The following is an 18,054-nucleotide window of genomic DNA, read 5'->3' on the forward strand; positions in this document are numbered from 1 at the left end:
GGTCGACATGCGCAAGGTCGTAGCACCCCGCCCCAGCGGCCACAGTCCGGCCCATCTGCTGACATCGCTCGCCGACCTGCTTCAGGCGTGGCTGCCCGAACAACGGTGGTTCGCGGGCAAGGGCCGACGGGTCACGGACCTCTCCCTGCTCTCGGTGACCGAGCTGCATCCGGCGTGCCTGCATCTCCTGGTCAGTACCGGGGACGGTTCCTCCCCGTCCCGGCCCGGGGACTGCTACCAACTGCTCCTCGGTGTCGGGGAGGTCCTGCCTCCCCGGCTGGCCCACGCCCGTATCGGGCGCGCGAGCCAAGGGCCGCTGGCCGGTCTGACGGTGTACGACGCCCTGCAGGAGCCGAGGTCGGCCGACCTGCTCCTGGAGCGGCTGCGCACACCGGGAACGGCGGGGCCGCTGCGGTTCGAACGTGACGCGAAGGTGACCGTCCCCGCCGGTCTGACTCCGCGTCTGCTGGACGTGGAGCAGTCCAACACCAGCCTGGTCTACGGGAACGCGTACATCCTCAAGATCTTCCGGCGGGTCCGGCCCGGCATCAATCCGGACCTGGAGGTGCCCTGGGCGCTGGCCCGTCAGGGGTGCACCCGGGTACCGGCCCCCGTGGCGTGGTTCCGTACCTCGGATCCGCAGCCTGCGACGCTCGGGGTGCTCCAGCCGTTCCTGCCGGACGCCGTCGACGGGTGGACCCTGGCGCTCGAATCGCTCACCGCGGGACGGGACTTCGGGGAGGAGGCGTACGAACTGGGGCGGGCGACGGCCGAGGTGCATCTCGCGCTGGCCGCGGCGTTCGCCCTCGACGCGCCGACCGCGGACGGGAACCGGCGGCTCGCGGCCGCGATGCTCGAACGCCTGGACACGACGAGCCGTTCGGTGCCGGAGCTGCTGCCCCACGTGGACGGGCTGCGGGGCGCCTTCGACGAGCTGGCGGCGCTCGACTCGGGCCGTCCGGTGCAGCGGATCCACGGCGATCTGCATCTCGGCCAGGTGCTGTGGGCCAAGGAGCGCTGGTCCGTCATCGACTTCGAGGGCGAACCGGCCCGCCCCATCGCCGAACGCCGGCAATCGCAGTCCCCCGTACGCGATGTCGCGGGCATGCTGCGGTCCTTCGACTACGCCGCCCGCAGCCGCCACCCGTGGCGTCCCGAGTGGGCGCGGCGCTGCCGTGACGCCTACTGCGCGGGATACGCCGTACAGGCGCGGTGGGACCCGCGTGCGCAGCGGGCGTTGCTGCGGGCGCACGAGACCGACCGGGCCGTGTACGAGGCCCTGTACGAGGCGCGGCACCGGCCCGACTGGCTGCCCGTGCCGATGGCGGCGATCGCCCGGCTCGCCGAGCACGCCCCTTCCCCGTCCGGCGGTCCGCACACGCCGGTTCCTTCCTTCCACAGCGCTCAAGGAGGCTGAAAACCGTGGCAGCCCGCGATATCTCCGTACCCCTGGACCCGCCGCCGTCCGAGGACGTCCGGTCCGTCGAGGCCGGTCCGTGCGAACCGGGGCCGGGGGGACCCGGCGGGCGACCGCCGGTGTCCTCGATGGAGGTGGCGGACCGGGAGCGGCTGCTGGCGGGGACCCATCACGATCCGCACGCGCTGCTCGGGGCGCATCCGGTGGCGGAGGGTGTCATCGTCCGTGCGCTGCGGCCGTTCGCCGAGTCGGTGGCGGTGGCGCTGCCGGACGGTCTGCGGATGCTGCTGGACAGCGAGGGCGACGGTCTCTTCTCCGGGGTGCTGCCGCTCGACGCGGTTCCCGCGTACACGCTGGTGGTCAGATACGCGGGCGGTGTCGAGCTGGAGGTGGAGGATCCGTACCGCTTCCTGCCCGCGCTCGGCGAGCTGGATCTGCACCTCGTCCGTGAAGGCCGGCACGAGCAGCTGTGGCGGGCGCTCGGGGCCGAGCCGATGGAGCACCAGGGCGTGGCGGGCACCCGCTTCACGGTGTGGGCGCCGAACGCGCAAGGGGTGCGCGTCGCCGGGGACTTCACGTTCTGGGACGGTACGCAGTTTCCGATGCGCTCGCTGGGCGCGGCCGGGGTGTGGGAGCTGTTCCTGCCCGGTGTGGGCGAGGGCGCGCGGTACAAGTTCGAGATCACGTCCCGGAACGGCGACCGGTTCCTGAAGGCGGACCCGATGGCGCGCCGGGCCGAGGTGCCGCCCGACACGGCGTCCGTGGTCACGGTCTCGCACTACGAGTGGAACGACGCGCAGTGGCTGGCCCACCGCGGGGACACGCCGGTGCACGAGGCGCCGTTCTCCGTGTACGAGGTCCATCTCGCCTCCTGGCGACCGTGCCTGACATACCGTCAGCTCGCGGACGAGCTGCCCGCGTACGTCAACGACCTCGGATTCACCCATGTCGAGCTGATGCCGGTCGCCGAGCACCCCTTCGGCGGCTCCTGGGGCTACCAGGTCACCGGCTTCTACGCCCCCACCTCACGGCTGGGCACGCCCGACGACTTCAAGTACCTCGTCGACGCGCTGCACCGGGCCGGCATCGGCGTGATCATGGACTGGGTGCCCGCGCACTTTCCGAAGGACGACTGGGCGCTGGGGCGCTTCGACGGGGAGCCGCTGTACGAGCCCGGGGACGGCCGGCGGGCCGAGCACCCGGACTGGGGCACGTACGAGTTCGACTACGGCCGCGTGGAGGTGCGCAACTTCCTGGTCGCCAACGCCGTGTACTGGTGCGAGGAGTTCCACATCGACGGACTGCGCGTCGACGCGGTCGCCTCGATGCTCTACCTCGACTACTCCCGGGACTCCGGTCAGTGGACGCCGAACGTCTTCGGCGGCCGGGAGGACCTCGACGCGATGGCGTTCCTCCAGGAGATGAACGCGACGCTGTACCGGCGGGTGCCGGGGATCGTGACCATCGCGGAGGAGTCGACCGCCTGGAACGGGGTGACCCGGCCCACCACCGACGGCGGCCTCGGCTTCGGGCTGAAGTGGAACATGGGCTGGATGCACGACTCGCTGGAGTACATCAAGCACGAGCCGGTGCACCGCAAGTACCACCACGACGAGATGACGTTCTCGATGGTGTACGCGTACAGCGAGAACTACGTCCTGCCCATCTCGCACGACGAAGTCGTCCACGGCAAGCGGGCGCTGGTGTCGAAGATGCCGGGTGACTGGTGGCAGCAGCGCGCCACCCACCGCGCCTATCTGGGCTTCATGTGGGCCCACCCCGGCAAGCAACTCCTCTTCATGGGCCAGGAGTTCGCTCAGGGCGCCGAGTGGTCCGAGGCGCACGGGCCCGACTGGTGGCTCCTCGATCCGTCGTACGGGGCCGAGGCCGACCACCGGGGGGTGCGTGACCTCGTCCGCGAGCTGAATCTTCAGTACCGGGCTTCCGGGGCGCTCTGGGAGCGGGACACCGAGCCCGCCGGGTTCGCGTGGGTCGCGGGGGATGCGGCGGAGGACAACGTCTTCGCGTTCCTGCGCTTCGGGGCGGACGGGTCGCCGCTGCTCGCGGTCTCCAACTTCTCACCCGTCGTACGGCACGAGTACCGGCTCGGGGTGCCCGACGACGTGCCTGCGTGGCAGGAGGTGCTCAACACGGATGCGCTGTGCTTCGGCGGGGGTGGTGTCGCGAACGCCGGTCCCGTGCAAGCGGACGATCAGGCGTGGCACGGCCGTCCGGCCGGGATCCGCCTGACGCTGCCGCCGCTCGCGACGATCTGGCTGCGTCCGGCCTAGGCCCGGATTCCTTCGCCCCCGCCGCCCCTACCCGTTCCCGTCCACGACTCGGGGGCGCTGCCCCCGAACCCCCGGTCCTCAAACGCCGGACGGGCTGACAGTCGGGGCGCAGCCCCACTCTCAGGGGCGCGGGGAACTGCGCGACCAGCCCCCACCGGGCCCGCAGACGACCCTCCAGCCCCACCAGGGCACGTCCACCCGTTCGTTGCTACGGTCGCCGCTCCGGCAATGACCCGCACAGATTGGACTCCCGTGGCCGACAACACCTCCCCCTGGCCCCACTCCCCCGTCAAGGTCGGCCTGGTCGGCGCCGGCCCGTGGGCCCGCGGAGTGCACGCACCCGTGCTCGCCGCCGGGCCCGAGACGGAGCTGACGGCGGTGTGGGCGCGGCGCCCAGAAGCGGCGCGGGAGACCGCCGAGCCGTACGGGGCCGTCGCGGTGGCACGTTTCGAGGAGTTGCTGGACCGGTGCGAGGCGGTGGCCTTCGCGGTGCCGCCGGACGTCCAGGCGGATCTCGCCGGGCGTGCGGCCAAGGCGGGCAAGGCCCTGCTGCTGGAGAAGCCGATCGGCCTCGACGTGCCGTCCGCGCGGCGGCTCGTCGACACGATCGACGAGGCCGGGGTCGTCTCGCAGGTGGTCCTGACCAACCGCTATCACCCCGTCGCGCAGGAGTTCCTGCGGGCCGCGCGGGACATCGAGGTGTCGGGCGCCCGCTCGGCCGGTCTGAGCGGCGCCTTCCTCGGCGGCGACTTCGCGACTCCCTGGCGTCTTGAGCACGGCGCGCTGCTGGACATCGGGCCCCATGTCCTGGACCTGTTGGACGCCGCCGTCGGCCCCGTCGTGCGGGTCCGCGGCACCGGGGACTCGCGCCGGTGGATCGAGCTGACCTGCGAGCACGAGAGCGGCGCGGTCAGCCAGGCCTCGCTGTCCGGGTCGGTCGACGTGGATCCCGGGATCATGCGGGTCGAGCTGTTCGGCCCTCGTCCCGGGCTCGTGTACGACAGTGCGGACCTGGACCACGACGAGTGCTGGCCCGTACTGCGCCAGGCCTTCGCCACGGCGGTGCGGACGGGGGTCTCCGGCGAGCTCGACGCCCGCCGCGGCCTCTACCTCCAGGAACTCATCGCGCAGGCCGCGGCGGGCGTCCAGGGCTGAGCCCCAGCCTCAAGCCCCAAGCCCTCAGCCCTTCATGCGCTCGTCCAGCTCGTCCGCGTCGGCGACGAACCACGTCTGCCGCCCGCGGTTGCACTCCCGTACGAAGTCGCGCAGCGCCGAACTGTCGGCCGTGTGGCGGGAGATGTCCCCGAGGACCACGAGCCCGAGGCGGTAGTTCGCGAACTTCTGGACGATGTCCCCGGCGACGCGCGTGCTGAGCTTGAAGAACGTCTCGTCCAGGCGCTCGGCGGGGACGACGGCCCACCGCGCGCCCTGGTAGGAGGCCTCGCCGATGACGTCCAGGGCTTCCCGTTCGCCGCCGATGGGCTCGCCTTCGGCGGCGCACAGGAAGACGGGCACGTCATGGATCGTCCGCAAGGTGTTCATGGACGGCGAGGCTAGTTCGCCGCGCGCACGGAAGCGACGTAATTCATCGGCGGTGACTCAGGTGGTCGCACTGTAGCGGCGCAGCGCGGGCATGGCCGCCGCCAGGACCAGCATGGAGACGACGACCAGCAGGCCGCCGCCCGCGACCGCCGTCCGGGCGCCCAGTGCCGATCCGGCCGTGCCGTGCAGCACGTCGGCCAGTCGCGGGCCGCCCGCGACGACGACCGTGAAGACGCCCTGCATGCGGCCCCGGAGTTCGTCGGTGACCGCCGAGAGGAGGATGGCCCCGCGGAAGACCATGGAGACCATGTCGGCGACTCCGGCGGCGGCGAGGAACGCCACGGCGACCCACAGGTTGGCGCTCAGCCCGAATCCGGTGATGGCCACTCCCCAGGCGACCACCGCGACGATGACCATGAGGCCGTGTCGGCGTGCCCGCGAGAAGGTGCCCGACATGAGTCCGCCGAGCACCGCGCCGATGGGGACCGCCGCGAAGAGCAGTCCGAGCGCCAGGCCCTCGCCGTACGGCGCGTACGTCTGCGAGGCGAGCTGGGGGAAGAGCGCGCGGGGCATGCCGAAGACCATCGCGATGATGTCGGCGAGGAAGGACAGCAGCAGCACCTGGTTGAGCGAGATGTAGCGGAAGCCCTCCGCGATGCCCTTCAGGCCCGCCCGGCCGGCCGCCGCGGTGGCGGTGGCCAGGGGCGGCAGCGCGGGCAGCCGGTAGACGGCCCATACGGTGGCGCACAGGGCCACGGCGTCGATCAGGTAGAGCTCGGCGAGGCCCACGACGGGTATGAGCGCTCCGGCGAGCAGCGGTCCCGCGACCAGGCCGGTCTGCATGACGGTCGAGCCGAGCGCGTTGGCGGCGGCCAGCTCCTCCTTCGGTACGAGCCGGGCGATGGAGGCCTGGCGGGCCGGGGAGTTGAGGCCGAAGAACGCCTGCTGGACGGCGAGCAGCACCATCAGGACGGCCACCGAGCCGAGTCCGGTGACGGCCTGGATCCAGAAAAGCAAGGAGGTGACGGCTATGCCGGTGTTGGTGACGAGGAGGAGCTTGCGCCGGTCCACGGTGTCGGCGATCGCACCGCCCCAGAGCGCGAAGACCACGAGGGGCAGCAGCCCGGCGAAGCTCGCGTAGCCGACCCAGGCCGAGGATCCGGTGATGTCGTAGATCTGCTTGGGTACGGCGACGGCGGTGAGCTGGCTGCCGACGGCGGTGACGATGGTCGAGGACCACAGGCGCCGGTACGCGGGGCGGCGCAGCGGCCGGGTGTCCATGGCCCAGCGGCGCCACCCGCGCCGCGGCCCGTTCCCCGGGTCCGCGGGGAGCGACGGCTCCTCGGTCCCGGTCCGTGGTTCCGCGTTGTCGTCCGCACTGCTCCTGCTGGTGTCCACACCCATCCTGCTCGCTCTGCCCGCTCTGATTGTCAGATACATCTTTCGATCGGAGGTTCACTATCGCCGATGCGGAGCGATCTTCGCGCGGTGGGTCGGTCCGTGGACAGGACGAGAGGACGACAGGACGAAAAGTGGCAGGTGTCCGGTCAGCGGGCCAGGAGGGCCGCCGCCTGCTCGCGGGCGTGCTCCAGCGCCCCGGGGAAGATGCGCAGGCCGAAGGCGACGAGCGCGCCCTCGTGGAGCAGCATCAGGCTCCGGCCCAGCGACGCGGCCGAGTCGGGCGCGAGCGGGCGTACGAGATCGGTGAACAGGGCGAGCATCCACTGCTTCTGGCCGGTGATGATCGCGTACGCGGGGTGGGACGGGTGGTCGATCTCCGCATGGGCGTTGACCATGCTGCAGCCCCGGGGGCTGTTGGCGTCCATCCACGCGCGGGACACGTCGAAGACGGTCAGGACGCTGTCCAGCGGTGACGCGCAGACGTCGAGGCGGGCGGCGAGATACGCGCGCCAGCGCTCGTCGCGGTCGGCGAGGTACTCGACGACGAGCTGCTCCTTGGAGCCGAACCGGTCGTAGAGCGTCTTCTTCGTGACGCCGGCCTCGGCGGCGATCAGATCGACGCCGACGGCGTGGATCCCCCGTTCGTAGAACAGTCGCCCCGCCGCGGCCAGGGCGCGGCGGGCGGCAGGGGTCAGCGGTACTCGGCGGGGCGCGTCCGTGCTGCTCATCCTCCCATTGTAGACAGATCTGTATACTCGGCCGAAACGGGTATACAGATCTGTCTACTCCTGGAGGTGTGCGGTGTCGTGAACATCCTTCTGTCGATCGCGTTCGTGGGTGCCTGGAGTTCCGGCTTCATCGGGGCGAAGCTCGGGTCGGGCAGCGCCCCGACGGTCACGCTCCTCATGTGGCGCTTCCTGCCGCTGGCCCTCGTCCTCGGCGTGGCGGCCCTGAGCACCGCCCGGTCCCGGTCCTCCTGGCGCGGCCTCGGACCCCGCGACCTGTTCCGGCAGGCCGGCGTCGGGCTCCTGTCGCAGAGCGGCTATCTGCTGACCGTCTACTACGCGATAGAGCTGGGCGTCTCCAGCGGGACGACCGCCCTCATCGACGGTACGCAGCCACTGGTGGCCGGAGCGCTGGCCGGACCACTGCTGGGCGTGGCCGTCTCGCGTACGCAGTGGCTCGGCCTCGGGCTGGGTGTGGCCGGGGTCGCCGTCGTCACCACGGCCGACGCGGGCGCCGCGGCGGGCGCCGCGTGGTGGGCGTACCTCGTGCCGTTCCTCGGCATGCTCAGCCTGGTCGCGGCGACGTTCCTGGACCGGAGGTCCCGCGCGGACGTCGGCCCGATGGTGTCGATGACGGTGCACGCCGTCACCAGCGCCGTCGTGTTCACGGTGCTCGCCGCCCTCGGCGGAGGCCTGACGCCCCCGGCGGACGGCGACTTCTGGACCGCGGTGGTGTGGCTGGTGACGCTCTCCACGTTCGGCGGGTACGGGCTGTACTGGCTGATCCTCCGGCGCTCCGGGGTGACCAAGGTCAACACGCTCATGTTCCTGATGGCCCCGGTCACGGCCGTGTGGGGCGCGCTGATGTTCGGCGAGCCCTTCGGGGCGCAGACGGCGGCGGGGCTCGGACTCGGTCTGCTGGCCGTCGCCGTCGTGCACCGGGGCGACCGGGGTGGCCGGAGCGACCTGCGTACGAAAGGTGGCCGCCGGCGGTTCACGGTGGCCGGCCCCGTCACACCCCGGCGATCAGCGTGGCTCCGAGCACGATCATCGTCGCGGCGATCAGAGCGTCCAGTACCCGCCACGCCGACGGGCGGGCCAGCAGAGGGCTGAGCAGCCGGGCGCCGAAGCCCAGGGCCGCGAACCAGACCAGGCTGGCGGCCACCGCGCCGAGGCCGAAGGTCCAGCGCCAGGGCCCGCGGTCGGCCGCGATGGAGCCGAGCAGGAACACGGTGTCCAGGTAGACGTGCGGGTTGAGCCAGGTCATCGCCAGACAGGTGAGCACGGCCCGGCGGCGCGAGCTTCCCGATCCCGCCACGCCGGCCAGGTCCGCCACGCCGGCCGCACCGGACGCTCCCGCCGATCCCGGCTCCAGGGTCAGCGCCGACGGTTTCAGGACCCGGCGGGCGGCGAGGCAGCCGTAGCCGATCAGGAAGAGGCCGCCGACCAGCCCGACCGCGGTGAGCACAGACGGCCAGGCCACCACGACCGCGCCGACACCGCCGACGCCCAGTGCGATGAGTGCCGCGTCGGAGAGGGCGCAGATGGCCACCACGGCGAACACCGCGTCCCGGCGGACGCCCTGGCGCAGGACGAAGGCGTTCTGGGCGCCGATGGCGACGATCAGGGAGAGGCCGGTGCCGAACCCGGCGGCCGTGGCGGTCAGAGCGCTGTTCACACCGTCCACGCTAGGAACCCGGCCGGGGAGAAGTACAGCTAAAGATTCTTACGTATCCTTAGCATTCGTGATGACAGATCTTCCCCTGGACCAGGTGCGGACCCTGCTGACCGTGGTGGACGAGGGCACCTTCGACGCCGCGGCCGCCGTGCTCCATGTGACGCCGTCCGCGGTGAGCCAGCGGGTCAAGGCCCTCGAACAGCGCACGGGGCGCGTGCTGTTGATGCGTACGAAGCCGGTCCGGCCGACCGAGTCCGGGGAGGCAGTGGTGCGCTTCGCACGGCAGCTGGCCCGGCTGGAGCGCGACACGCGCGCCGAACTGGGCATGTCCGGGACGGAGGAACCGGCCCGGCTGTCGATCGCGGTGAACGCCGACTCGCTGGCGACCTGGTTCCTGCCCGCCCTCTCGCGCGTGTCCGAGGACCTGCCCGTCTGTTACGAGCTGCGCCGCGAGGACCAGGACCACACGGCCGCACTGCTGCGGGAGGGCCTGGTGATGGCGGCCGTCACCTCGTCGCCGGACGCGGTGACGGGCTGCTCCGTGCGCCGTCTGGGCCGGATGCGGTACGTCCCGGTGGCGGGCCCCGCCTTCGCCGCGCGCTGGTTCGAAGACAGGCCGGGCGGCGCGCCGCGGGACGCGTTCGCCGTCGCGCCCGTGGTGACCTTCGACCGGCGGGACGACATCCAGGACGCCTTCGTGCGCACGCTCGTACGCGGCGCCCACGGTCCCCGGGGTGCGAGTGCGGTGCGGCATCTCGTGCCGACCTCCGAGGGCTTCGTCGAGGCCGTCGCCGCAGGGATGGGCTGGGGCATGGTCCCCGAGGTGCAGGCGGCACCCCTGCTCGGCGCGGGACGGCTCGTCCGGCTCGCGCCGGACCGGCAGATCGACGTTCCCCTGTTCTGGCAGCAGTGGAAGCTCGACTTCCCGGCGCTGGCCGCCGTCGCCGAGGCCGTGACCGCGGAGGCCGCCGAGGCCCTGGACGGCGATCCGACCGCTTGAAAACCCGTGAACCGCGGCCGGACGCAGGACTCAGGCCGCCGGACCGGACCCCGCTTCCCTCTCCAGGTAACTGATCACCTGGGCGGCGAGGCTGTCCTGCGCGGAGTCGGCACGGGCGCACACGGCCACGGACGACTCCTGCGAGCCGATACCGCCCGACCACAGGTACCGCTCCGTCCACTCGTCGTCGACCTTCAACTGCACCTGGATGTCGACCAATGACAGGCAGTTCTCCGGAGCGGCGGCGTACAGGACGGAGGTGACCCGGCGCAGCGGGTAGACGTCGAAGCCCTCGATGAACTGGGAGTTGCGCCAGTCCAGGAACGCGCTCTCGCCGTCGGTGCCGACCCGGACGTCGAGTTGGCCGTCCTCCAGATGAATACCGAAGTGCACATTCGTACGGTTCTCGACGGTCACCCGGAACCGGAAGTAGACGAGGCCCTCGGCCGCGTCGTCACGCCCCCGCGGCGGCTCGGCCTTCTCCACACCATGAACCCGAACGCGCAGGCCGGCATGCCCGTCGTCGTACTCCTGCCAGTCCCCGACCACATTCGGCTCGTACACGCTCCACCTCTCGACCCCAGAGGGCTGCTTCCTATCTGGGCGGGCGACGGGGTGTCAAATGGGCAGAATGGGCGTTGGCCAGGGATTTCACCCCACTTGATCATCGATCAAGCCGTGCGCAGCCAGAACCCTCGCCCCAGGTGTCCCGGGCGCCCTCCCGACGTGCTGTACATCACGTCCCGCACCCTCCACCGGGAGGTCGCTTCCGGCCCTGCGTGCGGGACGGCCGGGCCCCTCCCACCTGCTGACAAATCGGACTGTCGTGTTGACGAAGGGGCCGTCCAGGTGCGGAGATGCTCCTGCGACATGACGGCCGAGCGTGAGGCAGGGCGAGCGAGCGATGGCATTGCAGATCAGCGCCACCAACCCGGAGCATCCCGCGCTCCTGCTCGACCTGCCGTGGGACATCCCTCTGGAGGAGTGGCCCGAGCACCATCTGGTGCCGCTGCCGCGGGGCATCTCGCGGCACGTGGTGCGGTACGCGCGCGCCGGCACGGAGGTCGTGGCGGTCAAGGAGCTGGCCGAACGGCCCGCCCTGCGCGAGTACGAGCTGCTGCGCGGCCTCGACCGGCTGAACATCCCCTCGGTGGACCCCCTCGCCGTGGTCACCGGCCGCACCGACAAGGCCGGCGATCCACTGGAGTCGGTCCTCATCACCCGGCACCTGGGCGGCTCGATGCCCTACCGGTCGATGTTCGAGACGACCATGCGGCCCGCCACCATGCACCGGCTCATGGACGCGCTGGCCGTCCTGCTGGTGCGGCTGCATCTCGCGGGGTTCGCCTGGGGCGACTGCTCGCTGTCCAACACGCTGTTCCGCCGGGACGCCGGGGCGTACGCCGCGTATCTCGTCGACGCCGAGACGGGCGAGGTGCATCCGCGACTGAGCCCGGGGCAGCGGGAGTACGACCTCGATCTGGCACGGGTCAACATCAGCGGCGAGCTGCTCGACCTGGAGGCCTCGGGGGCGCTGCACCCTTCGGTGGACCCGATCGAGTTCGGCATGGAGATCTGCAAGCGCTACGACGGGCTGTGGCGGGAGCTGACCCGCACGTCCGTGTACCCGGCGGGCAAGCACCACTACATCGACCGCCGGATCCGGCGCCTGAACGAACTCGGCTTCGACGTCGCCGAGATGCAGATCGCGCACTCCTCGAACGGCGACACCGTCACGTTCGTGCCGAAGGTCGTCGACGCCGGTCATCATCAGCGTCAGCTGCTGCGGCTGACCGGGCTCGACACCGAGGAGAACCAGGCCCGGCGGCTGCTGAACGACCTGGAGAGCTGGATGGCCACCCAGGACGACTACGCGCCGGGCGATCCCCTGGCCGCCCGGCCCGAGGTGCTGGCCCACCGGTGGGTCCGGGACGTCTTCCGGCCCACCGTGCGGGCCATACCGCTGGACCTGCGCGGCTCCATGGACCCCGCCGAGCTGTACCACGAGCTGCTCGAACACCGCTGGTACCTGTCCGAGCGGGCGCAGCACGACATCGACCTGGACACGGTCGTCCGGGACTACGTCACGAACATCCTGCCCGGGATGCGGGACACGCTGTCGCCCGCGTCGGGCGGCGGCGGGGCGAACGCTCAGGCCGGCGGGACGACCGCCACCGGCGAGGGCGCGTGATGGACGACCGCGTGGGCGACCGAACCGATCCGTGAGCCCACGGCCGAGCGGTGCGCCCGCCGGCCGACCACCGTCAGCTGGGCGCGGGCCGCCGCGGAGAGCAGCACCTCGCCCGCGCTGCCCATCTCGACGTGCTGGACCACCTTCACGTCGGGGAAGCGTTCCAGCCACGGCTGAAGCGCTTCCGCGAGCGCCTTCTTCTCGTACTGCTCCAGGCCGCCGGCCTCGTCGGCGAGCGCCAGTGAGGCGGGGCTGTAGGTGAAGACGGTGGGCAGCGCCCAGGCGCGTACGACCCGCAGGTCGGCGCCGCGGGTCGCCGCCGCCTCGAAGGCGAAGCCCAGCGCGGCGGCGCTGTCGTCGGGGCCGCCCTGCTGGCCGACGACGATCTCGCGGCCCGCCGCCTCCGACTCGGGCCGGTCGGTGGCGCGTACGAGGACGACGGGGCGCGTCGACTCGGCGATGACCTGCTGGCCGACGGAGCCGAGCAGGAAGCCGACGATCGCGCCGTGGCCGCGGGAGCCGAGCACCAGCGTCTCGGCCTCGGCGGCGGCGACGAGGAGCGCCTGGACCGGGACGCCGTCGACGAGGTCGGTGGTCACCGTCAGCCCGGGGTGGTGTCCGGTGACGTCGCCCGCGGTCCGCGTCAGGGCCTCGCGGACGTCGGCCTCCTGGGCGTCCGCCGTCCCCTCGTCGCCGTCGGCCTTCGGCCGGGCGTGCACGATGCGCAGCGGAAGGTCGCGGCGTACCGCTTCCCTGGCCGCCCAGTGCACGGCGGCCAGGGATTCGGCGGTACCGTCTGCTCCCACGGTGATCGGGCGGGTCATGTGATGGCCTCCGTAGCGTCGGTCGAGGTGCCCACGCTACCCAGGGCCGGGCGGAGGGTTCCCGTCAGCCTGCCAGGAGGGCGAGTTCGGTCCCGGCCAGCAGGAACGCGCCGACGCCGAAGTCCGCGGTGGTGTCGTAGGTGACGGGCTGGCTGGACTCCGGGCGGTCGCCCACGTTCTGGACGTAGCCGAGGAATCCGTCGGGGTGGACGGCGGTGGTGATCAGTCCCTGCCAGGCCCGTGCCGCCACCGGCAGGAACGCGGCCCGGTCCACGAGTCGGGAGCGGATCGCGTAGGCCGTGCCGTAGGCGAAGAAGGAGGTGCCGCTCGTCTCGGGTCCCGGCAGATGCGCGGCGTCGGCGAGGTTGACGTTCCAGAAGCCGTCCGCGCGCTGTACGCGGGCCAGCGCGGTGACCAGTTTCGTCAGGGTCTCCCGGTACTCGCCGGTGTGCCGCTCGCTGCCCGGCAGGGCCTTGAGGGTCTTGACGTGTCCGCCCGCCACCCAGCCGTTGCCGCGCGACCAGACCACGGGATTGCCGGAGGGGGACAGGATGCCGCCGGGCAGGAACCGCTTGTCGCGGTACCAGAGGCCGGTGGCGGTGTCGTACAGGCCGGGGCCGCCCTCGGTGCGCTTGGTGTGGCTGTAGAGGGCGTACACCTTCTCCCAGTACTGGAGGTCCTTGCGCAGGACGCCGATGCGGGCGAACGGCGGCATGGCCATGTGGAGGGCGTCGTCCCACCACCAGTCGTCGCTCTTCGCCGGCTGGTCCGTGTACACCATGCGGTGCAGGGACTCCTCGATCGCGGCGATCTTCTGCGCCTCCGGCTCGATCTCGTAGAGGTCGAGGTAGGCCTGACCGGCGTTGTGGTTGTCGGCGTGCCGGGTCGTCACGCCGCTGCGCAGCCCGTACGCGTGCTTCTCGGCCCAGCCGCGGGCGTACGCGAGGTAGCGGGCGCTACCGGTCAGCCGGTGCAGGGCGAGCAGGCCGCTGAAGAACGTGGCGTTGGCCCAGCCGTTGTCGCCGGGGTCGGTGTGGGCGCCGATCCAGTGGTCGGCGACCCGGCGCAGGTCGCGGATGATCGCGGCTCGGGACGGGAGGGCCGGTGCTAGGTGCGGGGCGGGGGGTGCGGGAGCTTCGGCGGCGGACGCGGACGTGGGGAGCAGAGCGGCGGAGGCCGAGAGAGCGGCACCGCCGGCCAACAGCTGGCGTCTATCCATGTGAACGACTCCTCTCCATGTGAAACCCATGTGAGGCACATCCTGAACTCCCGCCCCAGCGGTGTCCACGGCCCGGACTCGACTTGGTCAACTTGGCCTGAACCAAGTCGAGTTCACGGAACCGGCCGTAGTTCACATCAAGGGACGTCCATCGTGGACGTCCGGTCGCAGCGCAGGCTGTCGAGGTCGACCGAGTCGGCCATCGCCTGCATGCCCTTGTCGTTGGGATGCAGCCGGTCGCCGCCGTCGAAGACCGGCATGATGCGCTCGTGGTCGTAGGGGCTGCGCAGGATGCGGTCGAAGTCGGTGACGGCGTCGAACTCCCCGCTGCTCCTGATGAAGTGATTGACCTCCTGCCGTACGGACTCGGCTGCCGTGTCCCACTCGGACCAGCCCTTGAAGGGCGCGACGGTGGCGCCGACGACGCATTTCCCCGCCTGATGGGCGCGGGCGATGATCTCGCGGTATCCCGCGATCAGGTCGGCGCCCGTGACGCCGGTGTGCGCCTTGATGTCGTTGACGCCCTCGAAGAGGAACACCGTACGGACGCCGGGGTGGGACAGGACGTCACGGTCCAGCCGGTTGAGGGCGCTCTGTCCGGCCCCGTCGGCCAACACCTTGTTCCCGGAGATGCCCTCGTTGGCAACTCCTCTGACCGGACTGTCGGTTGCTCCCAGGCGCCGGGCGAGATAGTCGGGCCAGCGGCGGTTCAGGTCGCCGCTGGACTGCCAGCCGTCCGTGATGGAGTCCCCGAGCGCGACGACCGCGCCGACGGCTGCGCTCGTGCGGACGGTGACCGCGTCGAGGTAGAACCAGGAGCCGGTGCGTTCGGTCCAGTTGGCCGCCCCGTCCTCCCCCGTGTGGTCGCCGGTGGCGGCATACGACGTCTGCATGGCCATGCCGTGGCCGGTCGCGGGGCCGCCCGCCGTCTGCGTGTGCACACTGACGACGAGGTCGGCCGCGGCGGGCAGTCTGCCGGGCAGCGGGTCGCTGTAGGCGGTGGCCCCGGCCGGGACGGTGACGGAGTGCGTGCCGCCGAAGGTCAGCCGCTTGTTGGTGCCCGGGACCAGCTCGGCGCCCGTCTGCCGGAGACCGGCGTAGGCGCTGTCGAAGGTCAGCGGCCGGTCGCCGAGGGCGTTGGAGAGCCGGATGCGCAGGTTGTCCCCGGCCACGCTGGTGCGCACGACGAGGCGGTAGCTGCGGTCGGCGACCGCGTCCCCGACCCGGTCCGCGCTCGCACCCCAGGTGACCACGTCGTGCCGCCCGGCGGGGATGGCCGGGGCGGCGGTCGCGGGGGTGACCTGGACGGCGGCGGCGGTCAGCAGAAGCACCACCGGAGCCAGGAGACGGCTCACCCGGCCCGCCCGGCCCGCCCGGGAGAGACCGGCGCTCATCGGGTGAAGTCCCGCAGCGTGACGGAGGCGCCCGGCTTCAGGGTCACCCTGCGCGACGAGCGGCCGTACGCGACCGTGGTCGTCCGCCCGCCGACGCTGCGGATGCGTGCCTCGGTCGGTCTGCCGTCGCGCCAGCGCAGGTCGACGACGAAGCCGCCCCTGGCGCCGACTCCCGTGACGGAACCGGACTCCGCCCATGCGTCGGGCAGGGCCGGGAGCAGTTCCAGGTGACCTGGACGGGAGTACAGGAGCATCTCGATCATCGCCGCGGGGGTGCCGAAGTTGGCGTCGATCTGGAAGATGCCGCGGCCCTTCTCGACCTCGTAGATGTCGAAGAGGTTCGGCGCGGAACCGTTGCCGCCGTCGGTCGAGGGGCGGAGGTTGTTGACGATCAGCTGATAGGCGTTCTCGGCGTTCTTGAGCCGGGCCCAGCACAGGCTGCGCCAGGCGTTCGCCCAGCCGAAGCTCTCCATGCCGCGCGCGGTCAGCAGGGCCGTCGCGCCCTCGACGATCTCGGCGGGGGTGGAGTCGTCGGGCCGGATGCGGTCGCCGGGGAAGAGTCCGATGAGCGGGGACAGGTGCCGGTGGGTGGTCTCGCCGAGGTTGTCGGGCGACATCCACTCCTCCAGCCAGCCCGTCTTCTCGCTCACCTTCGGCAGATACAGCCGCTCCTGGAGGCCGCCGATGGTCGTCGCGTAGGCGGCGTCCTTCTTCAACTCCTTCGCCGCCGTGCGGTAGTTGTCGAAGAGCGCCCACACCAGTTCCTGGGCGTAGGTGATGCCCTTGGCGTCCTGCGGGCCGTGCTCGGGCGACCAGTCGCTGTCGTCCACGAGCACTTCCTTCGAGGTGCCGGGGAGTGTCGTGGTGATCAGCCGCGCCTCCCAGAACTCGCAGGCGCTCTTCAGGAGCGGGTAGATCTTCGTCAGATGGGAGCGGGAGCGGGTGAACTCGTAGTGCTCCCACAGGCTCGCGCACAGCCAGGCGTTGCCCGCCGGATGCCACCACCAGCCGCTGCCGCCATGGATGTTGGTGGAGAACGCGACGGCCCAGCCGGCGACCTTCCCGGTGGAGTTGCGGTAGCGGTTGCGCGGGTCGTTGAAGAGGTCGTGGGTGAGCTTCTGCCACGACGGGAACTGGGCGAGACAGTAGTCGGTGAGCGCGTCGAAGCTCTGCGACAGGCCTGCCCGGTCGGCCATCCAGTAGTTCATCTGGATGTTGATGTCGGTGTGGTAGTCGCCCATCCAGTCGGGGTCGTTGCCGTCCAGCCACAGCCCCTGGAGGTTCAGCGGCAGACTGCCCCGGGACCCGGAGATCATCAGATAGCGGCCGAACTGAAGGTAGGCGGCCTCCAGTTCGGGATCGGGCACGTCGTCGCGGGCGCGCGCCCTGATCCGCTCCCAGGTGTCCAGGGAGCGCTGCTCGGCGGACGAGGTGCCGAGCGAGAGGTCCAGCTGCTCGAACAGTGCCTTGTGGTCGGCCACATGGGTGCGCAGGAGCGTGTCCGCCGAGTGGACCGCCGCGGCGGCGACCTTGGTACGGGCGAGCTTCTCCGGGTCGAGGGACGGATCGCGGTAGTGGGCGGAGACGTCGGGCGCGTAGTTGGTGCCGCCGCTCACCACCACGGTGAGGTCCTTGCACCCGGTGAACTCGATCAGCGCGCCCTTCACCCGGACGCTGCCACCGGTCCCGTACGCCTTCACGGCCGCGCCGTAGCGCAGCCCGTTCGGGAAGGCGGCGCCGAAGGAGGTGCCCTGGACGGTCTCGTCGTGTGTCCCGTCCAGGGTCACGCTGCCGGTGTAGCGGCCGCCGCCGCTCTGGGTGAAGTGCAGGACGATCGCGTCGTCGGGACGGCTGGCGAACACCTGCCGCTCGTAGGTGACTCCGGAGCGGACGTACGACGTGTCGATCACACCCCGGTCGAGGTCCAGGGTGCGGCGGTAGCCGGAGACGGCCGACAGGTCGTGGTCCGGGATGTCGACGGTGAGACGGCCCAGCAGGGTGAAGGAGCCGAAGTTGTCGCGGTCGTAGGGAAATTGGCCGTCGGAGTCGAGGGTGTCGTTGAGGCCGCCGGTCCACATCGTGGCGTCCGTGATGAGCAGTAGCTCACGGCCGGGGTCGTTGCTCGCGAGGGCGCCGAGGCGGCCGTTGCCGACGGGCAGGCCCTGCTCGATCATCGAGTGCTCGTCGCCGGGCGCCTGCCACCACAGCCGGTTGTGCGAACTCCCCTTCGGGAGCGGCGAGTCGGTGGGCCGCTGCGGTGCGGCGGTCGCGGTGAAGGCGGGCAGGCCGCCGAGTGCGGTGGCGACGCCGGTCGCGGCGGCGAGGGAGAGGAGTCTTCGTCTGCTGGGCTCGGCGGGACGGCTCTTGTCCAT

Annotated in this window: 15 protein-coding genes; 6 read left to right on the forward strand and 9 right to left on the reverse strand. The window is 71.5% G+C overall.

The window, feature by feature from the left end; genetic code table 11:
* Positions 1–7: 7 nt before the first annotated feature.
* The 3 genes from J8N05_RS44350 (at position 8) to J8N05_RS44360 (ending at position 4,863) form a co-directional block, all read left to right on the forward strand.
* Positions 8–1,417: a maltokinase N-terminal cap-like domain-containing protein gene (locus tag J8N05_RS44350; protein ID WP_210893405.1), complete on the forward strand. Its 1,410-nt coding sequence runs from the start codon at positions 8–10 to the stop codon at positions 1,415–1,417.
* 128 nt (positions 1,418–1,545) lie between these two features.
* A complete protein-coding gene (gene glgB, locus J8N05_RS44355; RefSeq protein ID WP_210894351.1) occupies positions 1,546–3,708 on the forward strand; it encodes a 1,4-alpha-glucan branching enzyme in 2,163 nt (720 codons plus the stop codon).
* 228 nt (positions 3,709–3,936) lie between these two features.
* The gene (locus tag J8N05_RS44360; RefSeq protein WP_210893408.1) at positions 3,937–4,863 is read left to right on the forward strand and encodes a Gfo/Idh/MocA family protein; all 927 of its coding nucleotides are present in this window, start codon (positions 3,937–3,939) and stop codon (positions 4,861–4,863) included.
* A gap of 24 nt (positions 4,864–4,887) precedes the next feature.
* Here J8N05_RS44360 and J8N05_RS44365 read toward each other — a convergent pair whose 3' ends face one another.
* From J8N05_RS44365 to J8N05_RS44375, 3 genes are all read right to left on the reverse strand, one after another.
* Complete coding sequence (locus tag J8N05_RS44365) at positions 4,888–5,250, reverse strand: DUF4180 domain-containing protein (protein WP_210893411.1); 363 nt, start codon at positions 5,248–5,250, stop codon at positions 4,888–4,890.
* 57 nt (positions 5,251–5,307) lie between these two features.
* Positions 5,308–6,654, reverse strand: coding sequence for an MFS transporter (locus tag J8N05_RS44370; RefSeq protein ID WP_210894353.1), 1,347 nt, complete (start codon positions 6,652–6,654; stop codon positions 5,308–5,310).
* Between the two features lie 143 nt (positions 6,655–6,797).
* Positions 6,798–7,379, reverse strand: a complete 582-nt coding sequence (locus J8N05_RS44375) for a TetR/AcrR family transcriptional regulator (RefSeq protein ID WP_210893413.1) — start codon at positions 7,377–7,379, stop codon at positions 6,798–6,800.
* A gap of 78 nt (positions 7,380–7,457) precedes the next feature.
* Between J8N05_RS44375 and J8N05_RS44380 the strand changes: the two genes are divergently transcribed.
* Positions 7,458–8,489 (forward strand): DMT family transporter, encoded by a 1,032-nt coding sequence (locus J8N05_RS44380; RefSeq protein WP_210893415.1) that lies wholly within the window; start codon positions 7,458–7,460, stop codon positions 8,487–8,489.
* Here the strand turns inward: J8N05_RS44380 and J8N05_RS44385 are convergent.
* On the reverse strand, positions 8,389–9,054 hold the full coding sequence (locus J8N05_RS44385; protein ID WP_210893417.1) for a LysE/ArgO family amino acid transporter: 666 nt from the start codon (positions 9,052–9,054) through the stop codon (positions 8,389–8,391). The two genes, J8N05_RS44380 and J8N05_RS44385, sit on opposite strands and share 101 nt — an antisense overlap.
* 67 nt (positions 9,055–9,121) lie before the next feature.
* On the opposite strand from J8N05_RS44385, the gene J8N05_RS44390 reads away from it, so the two are divergent.
* Positions 9,122–10,054 carry a LysR family transcriptional regulator ArgP gene (locus J8N05_RS44390; protein WP_210893418.1) on the forward strand — a complete coding sequence of 311 codons (933 nt, stop codon included), beginning with the start codon at positions 9,122–9,124 and terminating at the stop codon, positions 10,052–10,054.
* Positions 10,055–10,084: 30 nt separating this feature from the next.
* On the opposite strand, the gene J8N05_RS44395 is transcribed toward J8N05_RS44390, so the two are convergent.
* On the reverse strand, positions 10,085–10,618 hold the full coding sequence (locus J8N05_RS44395; protein ID WP_210893420.1) for a hypothetical protein: 534 nt from the start codon (positions 10,616–10,618) through the stop codon (positions 10,085–10,087).
* Positions 10,619–10,958: 340 nt separating this feature from the next.
* Between J8N05_RS44395 and J8N05_RS44400 the strand changes: the two genes are divergently transcribed.
* Entirely contained in the window at positions 10,959–12,245 is a 1,287-nt protein-coding gene (locus tag J8N05_RS44400) for a DUF4032 domain-containing protein (protein WP_210893422.1), read from the forward strand.
* Here the strand turns inward: J8N05_RS44400 and J8N05_RS44405 are convergent.
* The 4 genes from J8N05_RS44405 to J8N05_RS44420 form a co-directional block, all read right to left on the reverse strand.
* On the reverse strand, positions 12,206–13,069 hold the full coding sequence (locus J8N05_RS44405; protein ID WP_210893424.1) for a universal stress protein: 864 nt from the start codon (positions 13,067–13,069) through the stop codon (positions 12,206–12,208). The two genes, J8N05_RS44400 and J8N05_RS44405, sit on opposite strands and share 40 nt — an antisense overlap.
* A gap of 64 nt (positions 13,070–13,133) precedes the next feature.
* Positions 13,134–14,288: a glycoside hydrolase family 88/105 protein gene (locus J8N05_RS44410; RefSeq protein ID WP_210893426.1), complete on the reverse strand. Its 1,155-nt coding sequence runs from the start codon at positions 14,286–14,288 to the stop codon at positions 13,134–13,136.
* Between the two features lie 137 nt (positions 14,289–14,425).
* Positions 14,426–15,682, reverse strand: a complete 1,257-nt coding sequence (locus tag J8N05_RS44415; protein ID WP_210893428.1) for an SGNH/GDSL hydrolase family protein — start codon at positions 15,680–15,682, stop codon at positions 14,426–14,428.
* On the reverse strand, positions 15,679–18,054 hold the full coding sequence (locus J8N05_RS44420) for a glycosyl hydrolase family 95 catalytic domain-containing protein (RefSeq protein WP_210893430.1): 2,376 nt from the start codon (positions 18,052–18,054) through the stop codon (positions 15,679–15,681). The genes J8N05_RS44415 and J8N05_RS44420 overlap by 4 nt, the downstream gene beginning before the upstream one ends.

The organism is Streptomyces liliiviolaceus (genome assembly GCF_018070025.1).
Lineage (GTDB): Bacteria > Actinomycetota > Actinomycetes > Streptomycetales > Streptomycetaceae > Streptomyces > Streptomyces liliiviolaceus.

Bases quoted from the DNA above. Each gene is read 5' to 3' on its own strand.
- J8N05_RS44350 (WP_210893405.1), top strand. From the start codon at position 8: ATGCGCAAGGTCGTAGCACCCCGCCCCAGCGGCCACAGTCCGGCCCAT.
- glgB (WP_210894351.1), top strand. From the start codon at position 1,546: ATGGAGGTGGCGGACCGGGAGCGGCTGCTGGCGGGGACCCATCACGAT.
- J8N05_RS44360 (WP_210893408.1), top strand. From the start codon at position 3,937: ATGACCCGCACAGATTGGACTCCCGTGGCCGACAACACCTCCCCCTGG.
- J8N05_RS44365 (WP_210893411.1), bottom strand. From the start codon at position 5,250: ATGAACACCTTGCGGACGATCCATGACGTGCCCGTCTTCCTGTGCGCC.
- J8N05_RS44370 (WP_210894353.1), bottom strand. From the start codon at position 6,654: ATGGGTGTGGACACCAGCAGGAGCAGTGCGGACGACAACGCGGAACCA.
- J8N05_RS44375 (WP_210893413.1), bottom strand. From the start codon at position 7,379: ATGAGCAGCACGGACGCGCCCCGCCGAGTACCGCTGACCCCTGCCGCC.
- J8N05_RS44400 (WP_210893422.1), top strand. From the start codon at position 10,959: ATGGCATTGCAGATCAGCGCCACCAACCCGGAGCATCCCGCGCTCCTG.
- J8N05_RS44405 (WP_210893424.1), bottom strand. From the start codon at position 13,069: ATGACCCGCCCGATCACCGTGGGAGCAGACGGTACCGCCGAATCCCTG.
- J8N05_RS44410 (WP_210893426.1), bottom strand. From the start codon at position 14,288: ATGGATAGACGCCAGCTGTTGGCCGGCGGTGCCGCTCTCTCGGCCTCC.
- J8N05_RS44415 (WP_210893428.1), bottom strand. From the start codon at position 15,682: ATGAGCGCCGGTCTCTCCCGGGCGGGCCGGGCGGGCCGGGTGAGCCGT.
- J8N05_RS44420 (WP_210893430.1), bottom strand. From the start codon at position 18,054: ATGGACAAGAGCCGTCCCGCCGAGCCCAGCAGACGAAGACTCCTCTCC.